Source organism: Sphingobacteriaceae bacterium GW460-11-11-14-LB5, from assembly GCA_002151545.1.
In the GTDB taxonomy this organism is placed as follows: domain Bacteria; phylum Bacteroidota; class Bacteroidia; order Sphingobacteriales; family Sphingobacteriaceae; genus Pedobacter.
On the sequence record CP021237.1, the window covers coordinates 2355227 to 2368566 of the forward strand.

The window sequence follows — 13340 nt, forward strand, 5'->3', positions numbered from 1 at the left end:
TTTAAAAATAATGATTAAAAGAGGGATTGCGCACGTTGGCGTATTTTTTTTATACCTGTTATCGCTGCTGCCTTTACCTTTGCTCTTTTTTTTTGCAAGATTACTATATTATCTGCTTTATTACGTAATAGGCTATAGAAAAAAAGTTGTCAGACAGAATTTAACCCACTCTTTTCCTGAAAAAGCTCCTCTCGAAATTAAGGCTATTGAGAAAAAATTCTTCCTGTATCTGGCCGAGCTTATTTTCGAAATCATTAAAATGACCAGCATTTCGAAAGCCGAAACGTTAAAACGCGTAAAATTTACGGGTTTGGAGCAACTAGAAGCTCATTTTAAGGCTGGAGAAAGTGTACTTGCCTGCACAGGCCATTATGGAAACTGGGAATTGGGTACTTTAGCTTTGGGCTTAAATATCTCTGCCAAAACCATGGTGATTTATAAACCCATTAGCAATAAAGTTTTCGGAAAGTGGTTTGATTATGCACGAACAAAATATGGGAATGTTTTTATCGCCATGCGACAAACTTTGCGGGGAATAGCCGCTTATAAAAACGAACCCACGCTTTTATGTTTTGCAAGCGATCAATCGCCTACCAGAGAAGAAACGAAATATTACGTAAATTTTCTGCATCAGCCCACTGCGGCACTTTTAGGTGTAGAAAAAATTGCGAAGTCTACTAAAAGACCGATATACTATTTTAAAGTTAACGTAGTAAAAAAAGGCTATTACCACATAGAAGTTTTGCCCATGTGCCTGGATCCGGAACGAATGCATGAATTCGAGATTACCGATCTACACTTTAAGTTTTTAGAAAATATTATTAAAGAACAGCCGCAATACTGGCTTTGGAGCCATAAACGCTGGAAATTTAAACCCGAATAAAAAAGAATGAACCCATCTGTAGCCGTTGTAATTTTAAACTGGAATGGAAAAGCATATTTAAAGCAATTTTTACCAGGAGTTTTGCTTTCTGAATATGATAATCTGCAAATTGTGGTGGGCGATAATGCCTCCACCGATGATTCTGTTTCATTTTTACAAGAAAACTTCCCTACCGTTAAAATTATCCAGAACGATCAGAATTATGGTTTTGCAGGCGGCTACAATAAGGTTTTAGAACGTGTTGAGGCTGATTACTTTATCTTACTCAATTCGGATGTGGAGGTAACTCCCAACTGGATACAGCCAGTGATTGACCTGATGGAAAGTGATGCACAGATTGCCGCAGCGCAACCTAAGATTAAATGGCAGTTAAACAAAAAACAATTCGAATATGCAGGCGCTGCAGGAGGTTATCTGGATATCTACTCTTTCCCGTTCTGCAGAGGCAGATTGTTTAATGTATATGAGTTTGATCACGACCAATACAATGATCAAACGGAAGTTTTTTGGGCAAGTGGGGCTGCATTTTTCATTAAAAGCAAATGTTGGGAAGAAGCGGGAGGTTTAGATGCAGATCTGTTTGCACATATGGAGGAAATTGATCTTTGCTGGCGTTTAAAGAACCTCAATTATAAGATTATGTATTGTCCGGATGCCGAAGTTTACCATGTAGGTGGCGGAACATTACAAACGGAGAATCCCTTTAAAACCTATCTCAATTTCAGGAACAACCTCATCATCATGCAGAAAAACCTACCTGCTGGCGATGCCATTTTCCGAATTACGATCAGGATGTTTATTGATTTTGTTGCGTGGTGGCACTTTTTGCTAACCGGAAAACGTAAATTCACCATGGCAGTGACCAAAGGTCATTGGCATTTTCTTAAATCGCTTTCAAAAACGAACAAAAAGCGCAAAAGCGTTCAAAAAGCATATAGTGAACATACCGGAGTATACAATAACAGCGTTGTGTGGGCATTTTTTATTAAGAAAATCAAATATTTTTCGGAATTGAAGTAAGAAGTAAGTCGTGAATCGTCATTCCCAGCCCGACTAGGAACAACGATTGCTAAGATAATTGCAATCCATAAGTTTTAAGATTCCCGCCTGCGCGAGAATGAGGACTCTTTTTAAATCAACAAACTTTCAATAGCCAGACGATACCCCTTCATACCAAAGCCTGTTAAAACACCCTGACAGTTTTTCCCGGTTAAAGAAACATGACGATATTCTTCACGGGCATAAATATTAGAGATGTGTACCTCAACCACAGGCGTTTTAATCGCTGCTATTGCATCAGCAATCGCTACTGAGGTATGTGTGTAACCGCCGGCGTTGAGCACTACCCCATCATAACTAAAACCAACTTCATGCAGTTTATTAATAATCTCACCCTCAACATTACTCTGATAATATTCAATTTCAATATCCGGATAAACCGTTTTTAATTCTTTAATATAATCTTCAATACTGGTGTTTCCGTAAATAGATGGTTCGCGAACGCCTAATAAGTTTAAGTTTGGGCCGTTAATAATTTGTATTTTCATAATATAATGTTGTAACGTTGCAATGTTATAAAAAATCTCAAATAAAAGCATGCTTTGGCCATCATATATTAAAGGATTTAAATCGTATTTAAAGTTAGAGCGGTCGTTATCCAGCAATTCTGTTGATGCCTATCTGAGCGATATTGATAAACTGATCCAGTTTTTTCAATCTTTAAATGAGGAACCCAAACTAACAGATATAACCATAACGCATTTAAAATCTTTTATCTCCTGGCTGAATGACCTGGGTATGCAAGCCAGTACGCAGGCTCGGGTAATATCGGGTCTAAAAGCTTTTTTCTCCTATTTAATGCTCGAGGAGGTGATTTCGAACGATCCTACAGCGCTGCTTGAAGCACCAAAACTCAGCAGAAAATTACCCGATACATTAAACATTTACGAAATTAACGAACTTATTGCGGGCATAGATGCCTCAAAATCCGAAGGCATGCGCAATAAAGCCATTATGGAAGTATTGTACGGCTGTGGCTTGCGTGTAACAGAATTAACCGAACTCAGGATCTCCAATGTATTTCCGCAGATTGAATTTATAAAAGTAATTGGAAAAGGAAATAAAGAACGTTTGGTCCCTATTGGAAGCGTAGCGTTAAAATTGCTCGATATTTACATCAATGAAGTGCGTGTACATGCTAATATTAAAAAAGGACATGAAGATTTTATCTTTTTAAACCGTTTTGGTGCTAAACTTTCGCGTATTTCAATTTTCAACCTGATTAAAAGCCTGGCCATTTCTACAGGATTAAAGAAAACAATCAGTCCTCATACCTTAAGGCATTCATTCGCTACCCATTTAATTGAAGGAGGTGCCGATTTACGAGCCGTACAGGAAATGCTGGGCCATTCGAGTATTACTACCACAGAAATTTATACGCACATCGACAGAGACTATTTAAGAGAGGTCATTACGCAGTTTCATCCGAGGGCTTAGAAATACAACCGAAAGACTAAAGCTGAAAGACCAAAAGCACCTTTGTAGATCCTGAAACAAGTTCAGGAGGACGAACGCCGAGAGATTTTACTCCTCTGCAACATATCTTCTGACCTCATTCCTCGAACTTCAAATATCTTAATCCCTGCTATTGATTCCTCACTTCTGACTCCCGACCTCGGACATCGGACTTCCAGCGCTCACCATCCTATCCTTCCCTTGCATATCCTGCCTTAACTCAATATTTACAAAGCCTTTATCTTTTAACATTTCAACAGTTTCTTTACCTAAATATTCGTTGATCTCGAAATAAAGTTGTCCGTTAGGTTTTAGGTTAGTTTTTGCAAACTCAGCAATAGCTTTATAAAATATCAACGGGTTTTCGTCACGAACAAATAAGGCTAAATGGGGTTCGTAAACCAATACGTTATGATGCATATCTGCCTTTTCTAAATCCCTGATATAAGGCGGGTTACTCACGATTATATCAAATTTTTCTTCAGACCTGAAAGTCAAAATATCGGCCTCAATAAACCTGATCTGCTCTCCCAACCTTTCGGCATTGTGCTTGGCTACAGTAATGGCATGAGCAGAAACATCCAATGCAGATACTTCAGCTTTTGGTAAATGTTTTTTAAGTGTGATGGGAATGCATCCAGAACCGGTTCCAATATCAAGAATACTGATTTTATGGTTACTGTTAACTGAAAACTGCGAACGGTTATCTGAAATAATCCAATCTACCAGTTCTTCTGTTTCCGGCCTCGGAATAAGCACATGCTCATTAACGCTAAAAACAGCGCCATAAAAATGGGCTTCTGCTAAAATGTGTTGAATAGGTTTTCCAATCTGCAAATCGTTAAGGATACTCAGGAGTTTTTGCATGTTGATGAAACTGACCTCAATATTCTTTTGCATGATCAGTTTACCGGAAGATAAGGCTAAAACCTTCTCAGCAGCAATACTAAATAATGCTTTTGCTTCATTATTATCATATAATGGCTCAAGTTCTAGTTCGTAATGCTCAGCTAATTCTCCTATCTTCATATTTACAAAATTACTTAATTGAGATGATAACAGCGCTGTTTTGGTAAGGCCGTGACTCTTTTTTTACTACTTTTGCGCTAATGAGCGATGAATTTTATATAAAACGCTGTCTGGACTTAGCGGCCCTGGCTTTGGGTAACGTTAGTCCGAACCCAATGGTTGGCTGTGTTATTGTTGTAGACGGCAAAATTATTGGAGAAGGATATCATCAGGAATATGGAAAATCGCACGCCGAACCCAATGCCATTAAAGCTGTATTTGATCACTTTGGCAATGAGGCTGAAAATTTATTAAAACAAGCTACTGCCTATGTAAACCTGGAGCCCTGTGCGCATTTTGGCAAAACACCTCCCTGTGCAGATTTGCTGGTCAAACATCAGTTAAAAAAGGTAGTTATTGGCAACAGAGACCCTTTTTCTGGAGTTGACGGCAAAGGTATCGAGAAACTCAGAAATGCGGGAATTGAAGTGTTAAGTGGAATTTTAGATGATGAATGTCGCTATTTCAACAGAAGGTTCTTTACCAGAATCCAAAAGCAAAGGCCATATATCATCTTAAAATGGGCCGAAACCGCAAATGGCTATTTCGCAACAAAAGATGGTCACCAGAAATGGATTAGCGGTGCCCTGGCCAAACGTTTAGCGCACCAATGGCGTAGCGAAGAAGATGCCATTCTGATCGGCAAACAGACTGCCATTATGGATAATCCGCAATTAACTTCGCGTGAATGGCCTGGCAAAAATCCCATTCGTCTGGTAATCGACAAAAACCTTCAGGTGCCAGTCACAAACCATATTTTCAATACAGCGGCCAAAACCATTATCTTTAATGAGGTTAAAACCGATGTAATAGAGAATATCCATTATATCCAAATGGAAGATATGCACTTTTATTTAGCGCAAAAAGTTGCCTTTCAGCTCTACCTGATGGATATACAATCGGTAATTATTGAAGGTGGCGCCAATATTTTAAATCAATTTTTAAGTACCAACCTATGGGATGAAGCGCGTATTTTTACTTCATCTAACAGCTGGAATGAGGGAGTTTCCTCGCCAGCCATAAATGGAAATTTGCAAGACACTGTACAAATTGGAAATGACAAACTCTCTATCTATCTAAACGACATCAAATAAATGATTTACATTATTTTAAGCATCTGCTGCAGTGTTACTGTGGCCGTTTTATTAAAACTGGCCAAGCGATACCAAATCAGTATTATTCAAGCCGTTACCATCAATTACCTTGCTGCATTAAGCTTATGTTTTCTCTTCTTCAAGCCTGATGTTAAACTGATTACCTCTAGCGCACCATGGCCGATTTATATTGCCTTAGCTATTCTATTGCCATCGATATTTTTATTCCTTGCTGCCTCGGTAAAAAACCTGGGCATTGTTAAAACCGACATTGCGCAGCGTTTATCGCTATTTATTCCGATACTGGCCGCTTATTTTATTTTTAAGGAAGATTTTAATAACCTTAAAATTATTGGGCTGGCAATAGGTTTTGTGGCAATTTTTTTAACTTTTATTCGAAAATCTGATCATGAGGAAAGCAGTAAAGGAGGACTCCTCTATCCCGTTATGGTTTTCATTGGTTTTGGGGTAATCGATGTCCTTTTTAAACAAATTGCATTATACAAGGAATTGCCTTATACTACATCGCTTTTTACTGTTTTTTGTCTGGCTTTTATCGTTTCATTGCTTATCGTAATTTCGATGGTGGTGGCCGGCAAAATAAAAATACAGCTGGTAAATGTAGTTTGCGGATTTATTTTGGGCTTCTTCAATTTTGGGAATATCCTTTTTTATATGAAGGCCCATAAAGCCTTAGCCGAAAATCCATCTACCGTTTTTGCAGCCATGAATTTAGGGGTCATTATTGCAGGTACATTAATTGGCGTAATTGTTTTTAAAGAAAAACTAAGCAAATTAAATTATGCAGGTATAATTTTGGCAATTGCAGCCGTTATCTTCATTACACTATCGCAAAATGCTGTTCGATGATTCATATAAAACCATCGAAAGTACTTCAGAAGGTATATTTCGAGATAAAGGCAGCAAATTTATTGCTTATGCCTACCCAATCCGTAGTGAGGAAGAAGTAAAACCGATTATTACCAGTTTACGTGCAGAACATGCCAAGGCCAGGCACTTTTGTTATGCTTATCGCCTAACACCTGACCGGTCTGTTTTCAGAGTGAATGATGATGGCGAACCTTCTGGTACTGCAGGTAGACCAATTCTGAATTGTTTATTATCAGAAGATCTGACTAATATCCTGATGGTGGTTGTTCGTTATTTTGGAGGCACATTATTGGGGGTTCCTGGTTTAATTAACGCATATAAATCTGCTAGTATAGAAGCAATTAAAGCAGCTGTCATTATCAACAAAACAGTTAATGATGTTTACGAAGCCTATTTCGAATACCTGCAAATGAACGAGGTAATGAAGTTGAGCAAAGAAGAAAACTTGCAAATATTAGGGCAGCAGTTTGATACCAATTGCATATTGAAATTTGAAGTGAGAAAAGCACAACTCAATCAGGTTTTAAGTAAATTTGATAAAATTGATGGGGTTAAATTAAAATACCTGCAAACGATTTAATAACCATGTCTTGAGTAATGATTACAGCTATAAATTCTGGTAATCAGTGAAATCTGCGGGCAAATATGAACCAAATATGAAAATATCAGAAAGCGACTTAATCATCAATCCTGATGGTAGCATATACCACCTAAATCTTTTACCTGGAGATATTGCCGATACCGTAATTACTGTTGGCGATCCCGACCGTGTGGGCGAGGTAAGTAAGTATTTCGATAAAATAGAGTTTAAGAAAGGCAAACGCGAATTTATTGCCCATACAGGCTACGTAGGCAAAAAACGAATTACCGTTCTCTCAACAGGGATCGGTACAGACAATATTGATATCGTTATAAATGAACTAGACGCACTGGTTAATGTTAATTTTGAAACCCGTGAAATTAAAAAAGAGCTTACCTCATTAAATATTATCAGAATTGGTACTTCCGGAGCTGTCCAACCGGATATTCCAATGGGAACGATTTTAGCGTCGTCCTATGGCTTAGGGATGGATGCGCTAATGAATTATTATCTTCAGCAATTATCTGGTGATGAACAGCTTTTAATGGACGATATTAAAGGGCATTTTGGACACCTCAAAAACATTCACCCCTATTTAACGGCAGCAAGCGAAACACTGTTAAATACTATTGGTAAGGACATGGCAAAGGGCATTACCATTACTGCACCAGGCTTTTACGCCCCACAAGGCAGAATTGTCAGGGCAAAAAATGCCGTTCCCGATTTTATTGGTTTGATTAACAGTTTTAAGAGCAACCAATACCGGATTACCAATTTAGAGATGGAAACTGCCGGAATTTATGCTTTAGCAAAGGTTTTAGGTCACAGGGCACTCTCCATTAATGCCATTCTGGCGAGCCGGGTAAAATTCGAGTTTAGTAAAGCACCCGACAAAATTGTAGAGCAGGCCATAAAAATGGTTTTAGAAAGGATATAGATGATTTTAAATTCCTGTTTTAAGTATTGCATTAATCTGCTATATTTATTTTAAGCGATAAAACTACATGAAACGGGCTTTAACTATTTTGATCCTTTGCAACTGCTTTTTCTTGTCTGTTTTGGCACAGGGAAATTTATTGAGTAAAAAGCTGATCGAAATGAAAAAGATTGCCTTAACTCATTACAGCCTGCATCAAATGCGTCCATATATCGACACATTGAACAGAATTTCCTATTTGTATTATAAGGAAAATCCGGATAGCAGTTGGGCTTACGCAGAAAAAGCCTACAAACTTGCTAGTGAAGAAAAATATCTGGTGGGTATTGCGCGGGCAAAACTAAATTTTTCGGGCAATTATTATTATCAGAAAAAATATGATAAAGCTTTTAAAGAGCTGAATAATGCTTACAGAATTGCGACTCAAACCTCCGATCAGGTTTTAATAGCAGTTTGTTTAAATAATATCGGACTCGCTTACGTACAGCAAAAAAATTATCCCATTGCACTTGGTCATTTTCACCGCTCTTTAGCATTGGCTAACAGCATTAAAGATTTTAATACGCAAATGCTCAGCAACTTTAACCTGGGTTTTTGTAATGCATTGCTTTTTGGCAAAGATAAAAAACAAGGTTACTTCAAAACTTCAATCCAACATTATCAGATTGCACAGGAAATAGCTAAAAAAATAAATAATATCACCTACATCTATACCTGTTATAATCGTATAGGAGATTTATATATCCTCAAAAATGATCACAAAAGTGCAATCAAATATTTCCAGATCGTTTTAAGCAATAAAAAAGAAGTTTCAGACTGGGAGCTTGGTGCTGCCTATGCAAGCCTTGCTAAAGCGAATATCGGATTGAAGAAATTTGATGATGCCATAAAATATGCTCAGGTAGGCTTTTCTATCGCAAAAAAAGATAACGACCACATCAATATCGATAAATCACTTACTGTATTGGCACAGTCTTACCAGGCAAAAGGTGACTTTAAAAATGCCTACAATACATTATCAGAAAAGGTACGTTTCGCTGCGTTGGCTACTGATGAGGAAGCCAGGAAAAAGATAGATGAATTGCTCATCACTCAAAAAAACCTCGAAAATCAATATTTAACCAGAGAGATCTCGGTAAAAGAGAAAAATATTGAGCTCAGCCGCTTATTGATTATAGCAACTGTATTTTTCTCATTGGTCGTTACGGTTTTATTGGCCACGGTTTATCGCAAATCAAAGCAAAGAAGCAGATTGAATAGATTATTGGCCGATAATAACATCGATATCCTTCAACAGAAAGATCTGATCGCGCAACAGAATATAGAACTGCAAAATAACGACGATTATAAAAATAAACTGATACTGGTTATCGGTCACGATTTGCGTTCGCCATTTGCCACGACATTACAGGCAACCAAGTTTTTTAAAGAAGGTGATTTTAGTAAAGAAGAACTTGACCTTTTTATTGATGATTTTCAGGAAAAAATATTGAGCAGTCTGGAGATGTTGAATGATTTAATTATATGGACGAAAAATAATAAATCAACCAAGGCCAACAGAACCCCTTACAAACTCAATAGCGTAACCGATCTGGTTATTAAAGAATTGGCTCAGACTATTTCGTTGAAGCAGATATCCTTACATCATCACCATACAACAATAAACGATGTGGTATTAATAGATGAGAAACAAGTAATGGTTATCTTAAGGAACCTGATTACCAATGCCATTAAATTTACCAAACCTAAAGGCACTATTGAGGTTTTTTATAGTGCTGAAATAGCTACCAATAATATTTTTCTTCACATTAAGGATAATGGTGTTGGCATGGATCCCAAAAAAGCGGCCAGGCTTTTTGCTGTTTTTGGTGATGAAATGTCATCTAAAGGAACTGCCGGTGAATCAGGCCTTGGGATTGGCTTAAGTTTGGTTAACGATTTTGCAAGATTAAACGATATCAAAATCCAGATGAAAACGCAGGAAAATGGTGGAACTGAGTTTATTCTGGGTTTTAGCCTTGTTTAATACACTCTGATCGTTCAATCAACCATCAGAGTGTATCGTTATAAATTAATCAGTTTGATTAAACGCTGGGAATATGCTCTTTTACCAGTTCATTCCCTTCTGCATCCAGATAGGTACAGGTCATTTCGTCCAGATCAGTTACCCATTTTTCAACACCCGCATCTGCAGCTTGCTTACAAAATGTAAAATAATCGGTTTCTCCCTGCTGATGTATTTTCAAAGCATGCGCCAGTTTATCAGCAGAAGATGCTGTATTGATCGTTAGGCCTGGGTACTCGTCAGGGCTTACCTGTTGAGCATTATCTTCATCATCAAAATAAATCGATAAGCCGTTAGATAAGTACACATCATTACGTTTAACACCCATTTCCTTAATTTCTTTTATAAACTGAGGAAAATCTGCACCAGTTTTAATTTTTGATTCTGCTGCCCGGATGTTTTCGATCGTGAACATAATTTATCTGTTTAGTGAAACTTTATAAATGGTTGTTTGCGTGTACAAATCATCCGGTCTTAAAATGGTAGTTGGAAATGCTGGAATATTAACGGCATTTGGATGGTGTTGTGTTTCTACACAAAAGGCACCATAACTGTCATAATCCTTTCCGCCTTTACCGTTCTTTACGCCTAAATATTTTGCGGTGTACAAATGGGCTACCGGTTCTGTAGTATATACGCTTAAAACTAAACCGCTTTCTTCCTCAATTGTTTTGCTGGCCAGCGATAAATCGCCATAAATCTTGTCTAAAACGAAAGTTTGATCATATCCCTCATCCTCATTCCAATCCTGCCCTATCGCTTTAGATTTAGTAAAATCCAAAGGTGTACCTTCAACAGGGATTAATTTACCCGTTACCGAATAATTATCATCTTGTTCCAAATAATTTGAAGCGAAAATCTGTTGTTTATGGTTTTTAATGCTTCCACCTTCAGGAGCGAGATTAAAATAACTGTGGTGTGTTAAGTTAATCGCGGTAGCTTTATCGGTTTCTGCCTCATAACTTAATATCAGCTCATCATTGTCAGTCAGTTCGAATGTTAAATCAATAACCAGGTTTCCGGGAAAATTTTCCTCTCCATCCACACTTTCATATTGCAGGGTAACTGAGGGTTGTGCGCCATCATTAATTTCAACAATATCCCATACTTTTTTATCAAAACCTACTATACCGCCGTGTAGTGTATCGGTACCGGCGTTTTGTGCCAATTGATAAGTTTCATCATCAATCTGGACTCTTCCATTTTTAATGCGGTTGGCATATCGGCCAATTATAGCACCAAAATAAGGGTAGTTTGCCAAATAAGCTGGATTGAGGTATTCGTCAAAAGTATCGAAACCAAGCACGATATCCTGTTTTTCGCCTTTGGCATTCTTAACTACAAATTTGTTGATGATTGTACCATAATTGAATATTTTGACATAAGTGCCTTTGCTATTGGTTAGTTCGATTGCGATAACTTCTTCGCCATCAATAATTTTTCCGGTTGGTATTTGCTGAACGCTCATAAATTGTAACTTAGGGCTTTTGTTTCCTAAACAAACATACTATTATTAATGCTTTTTATAAATATATTTTAGCCAAATGAACATTAACCTACAGGAAAAATTTGCCGAACAATACCATAAAAAAGCTGATGCCATTTATTTTACGCCCGGACGGGTTAACCTCATAGGCGAACATATTGATTATAATGGCGGTTTGGTTATGCCCTGCGCCATTACCTTAGGAACCTGGGTAGCTATAGCCCCAAATAACGACAACCTATTTAGGTTTAAAAGTTTAAACTTCGATGTTCAAACAGCGGTAACAAGCAATACCATAAACGAAAAAGATGGTAGCTTATGGGCGAATTATCCTGTTGGGGTAATTAACGAATTTATTAAGGATGGTAAGGAAATTAACGGCTTAGATTTTCTGTTCTACGGAAACATTCCAATCGGATCAGGACTTTCTTCTTCAGCTTCTATAGAAATAGCCACCGCTTATGCCTTAAATACTTATATAAATCTAGGTTATGATAAGCTGGACCTCGTTAAAATCGCTAAACGTGTTGAAAATGACTTTATCGGTTTAAATTCGGGGATAATGGATCAGTTTGCGGTTGCTTTTGGAGAAAAAAACAAGGCAATTGTTCTAGATTGTGAAACTTTAAAATACAAAATGGTTGATGTTGATCTCGGCAATTATGTTCTGGCCATTATCAATACCAATAAACCACGCGAACTGGCCGATTCTAAATACAATGAGCGGGTTGCTGAATGCCAAACAGCATTAAAATTATTAAACGAAGAAATAACCCTTCATTATCTTTGCGAGTTAACCGCTGAGAAATTTGCACTTCACAGTCATTTAATAACAGATCAAACGATCTTAAACCGTGCGACGCATGTAGTTAAAGAGAATGATCGCGTTCATTTAGCAGCTAAAGCACTAAATGGAGGAAATTTAGCAGAGTTTGGCCGTTTGATGTACGCCTCTCACGAATCTTTACGAACATTATACGAGGTAAGCGGAAAAGAACTGGATGCGGTAGTCGATTTTTGTGCTGATTATGAGCATGTAATCGGCGCAAGGATGACGGGCGCCGGATTTGGTGGTTGTGCAATCGCTTTATTAGAGAAAGGTTTTGAAGAAGATTTTGCAAAAAATTTAACAGATTACTACGTAGAGAAGATCGGCTACCCGGCTGCCATTTACATTAGCGAAATTGGTAACGGGCCATATTTAACTACAGATCCTCAAAGATAAATACAGATTCGGCATGATATCGAATCGGTGTAATCCCCCGATCTGTGTAATCAATTAAAATAATGAGAAAATTAAAATTAGACGAGTTAAATCGTCCGGATATTGAAGAGTTTAAAGCACAGGAGAAGTTGCCTGTAGTAGTGGTTTTGGATAATGTCCGCAGTATGCATAACGTAGGCTCGATTTTCCGCACTGCAGATGGATTTGCCCTGGAAAAAGTGATACTTTGCGGTATTACGGCACAACCGCCACACCGCGAGATCGAAAAAACAGCATTAGGTGCCACACAATCTGTTGATTGGATACACTATGCCGATACCTTACAGGCTGTTGACGCCTTAAGCGCTTTAGGTTATGAGATTGTTGCGATTGAGCAGGCAGAAAACAGCACGATGTTAAATACTTTCCAACCCGATCCAAACAAAAAATATGCACTGATTTTTGGGAATGAGGTTGATGGTGTGAGTGATGAAGTGATGGCTAAAATTGATGAGTGTATCGAAATCCCGCAATTCGGAACGAAACATTCTTTTAATATCGTAATTTCTGCAGGTATTGTTTTTTGGGATTTCTTTGCTAAATTAAGGTTATAGTCTT

Annotated in this window: 14 protein-coding genes; 10 read left to right on the top strand and 4 right to left on the bottom strand. The window is 37.7% G+C overall.

Annotation, left to right across the window (positions count from 1 at the left end; all coding sequences use genetic code 11):
- Positions 1 to 10 precede the first annotated feature (10 nt).
- Entirely contained in the window at positions 11 to 883 is an 873-nt protein-coding gene (locus CA265_09510; protein ARS39873.1) for a lauroyl acyltransferase, read from the top strand.
- A gap of 6 nt (positions 884 to 889) precedes the next feature.
- Entirely contained in the window at positions 890 to 1903 is a 1014-nt protein-coding gene (locus tag CA265_09515) for a glycosyl transferase family 2 (protein ID ARS39874.1), read from the top strand.
- Positions 1904 to 2013: 110 nt separating this feature from the next.
- Here the strand turns inward: CA265_09515 and CA265_09520 are convergent, their stop codons facing one another.
- Entirely contained in the window at positions 2014 to 2433 is a 420-nt protein-coding gene (locus tag CA265_09520; protein ARS42943.1) for a type II 3-dehydroquinate dehydratase, read from the bottom strand.
- A 46-nt stretch (positions 2434 to 2479) separates the two neighbouring features.
- Between CA265_09520 and CA265_09525 the strand changes: the two genes are divergently transcribed.
- Positions 2480 to 3379, top strand: coding sequence for a site-specific tyrosine recombinase XerD (locus CA265_09525; GenBank protein ID ARS39875.1), 900 nt, complete (start codon positions 2480 to 2482; stop codon positions 3377 to 3379).
- A gap of 159 nt (positions 3380 to 3538) precedes the next feature.
- Here the strand turns inward: CA265_09525 and CA265_09530 are convergent, their stop codons facing one another.
- Positions 3539 to 4426 carry a protein-(glutamine-N5) methyltransferase, release factor-specific gene (locus tag CA265_09530; GenBank protein ID ARS39876.1) on the bottom strand — a complete coding sequence of 296 codons (888 nt, stop codon included), beginning with the start codon at positions 4424 to 4426 and terminating at the stop codon, positions 3539 to 3541.
- Between the two features lie 80 nt (positions 4427 to 4506).
- On the opposite strand from CA265_09530, the gene CA265_09535 reads away from it, so the two are divergent.
- From CA265_09535 to CA265_09555, 5 genes are all read left to right on the top strand, one after another.
- A complete protein-coding gene (locus CA265_09535) occupies positions 4507 to 5559 on the top strand; it encodes a riboflavin biosynthesis protein RibD (GenBank protein ID ARS39877.1) in 1053 nt (350 codons plus the stop codon).
- On the top strand, positions 5560 to 6429 hold the full coding sequence (locus tag CA265_09540; GenBank protein ID ARS39878.1) for a transporter: 870 nt from the start codon (positions 5560 to 5562) through the stop codon (positions 6427 to 6429).
- Positions 6416 to 7030 carry a YigZ family protein gene (locus tag CA265_09545; protein ID ARS39879.1) on the top strand — a complete coding sequence of 205 codons (615 nt, stop codon included), beginning with the start codon at positions 6416 to 6418 and terminating at the stop codon, positions 7028 to 7030. The genes CA265_09540 and CA265_09545 overlap by 14 nt, the downstream gene beginning before the upstream one ends.
- 76 nt (positions 7031 to 7106) lie before the next feature.
- Entirely contained in the window at positions 7107 to 7967 is an 861-nt protein-coding gene (locus tag CA265_09550) for a phosphorylase (protein ID ARS42944.1), read from the top strand.
- A gap of 67 nt (positions 7968 to 8034) precedes the next feature.
- The gene (locus CA265_09555) at positions 8035 to 9993 is read left to right on the top strand and encodes a hypothetical protein (protein ARS39880.1); all 1959 of its coding nucleotides are present in this window, start codon (positions 8035 to 8037) and stop codon (positions 9991 to 9993) included.
- Positions 9994 to 10051: 58 nt separating this feature from the next.
- Here the strand turns inward: CA265_09555 and CA265_09560 are convergent, their stop codons facing one another.
- Together CA265_09560 and CA265_09565 are read right to left on the bottom strand one after the other, a co-directional pair.
- The gene (locus CA265_09560; protein ARS39881.1) at positions 10052 to 10447 is read right to left on the bottom strand and encodes a phage envelope protein; all 396 of its coding nucleotides are present in this window, start codon (positions 10445 to 10447) and stop codon (positions 10052 to 10054) included.
- A gap of 3 nt (positions 10448 to 10450) precedes the next feature.
- Positions 10451 to 11500: a galactose-1-epimerase gene (locus CA265_09565; GenBank protein ID ARS39882.1), complete on the bottom strand. Its 1050-nt coding sequence runs from the start codon at positions 11498 to 11500 to the stop codon at positions 10451 to 10453.
- Positions 11501 to 11576: 76 nt separating this feature from the next.
- Between CA265_09565 and CA265_09570 the strand changes: the two genes are divergently transcribed.
- Positions 11577 to 12743, top strand: a complete 1167-nt coding sequence (locus CA265_09570; GenBank protein ID ARS39883.1) for a galactokinase — start codon at positions 11577 to 11579, stop codon at positions 12741 to 12743.
- A 62-nt stretch (positions 12744 to 12805) separates the two neighbouring features.
- Positions 12806 to 13336 (top strand): RNA methyltransferase, encoded by a 531-nt coding sequence (locus CA265_09575; GenBank protein ID ARS39884.1) that lies wholly within the window; start codon positions 12806 to 12808, stop codon positions 13334 to 13336.
- Positions 13337 to 13340: the final 4 nt, after the last annotated feature.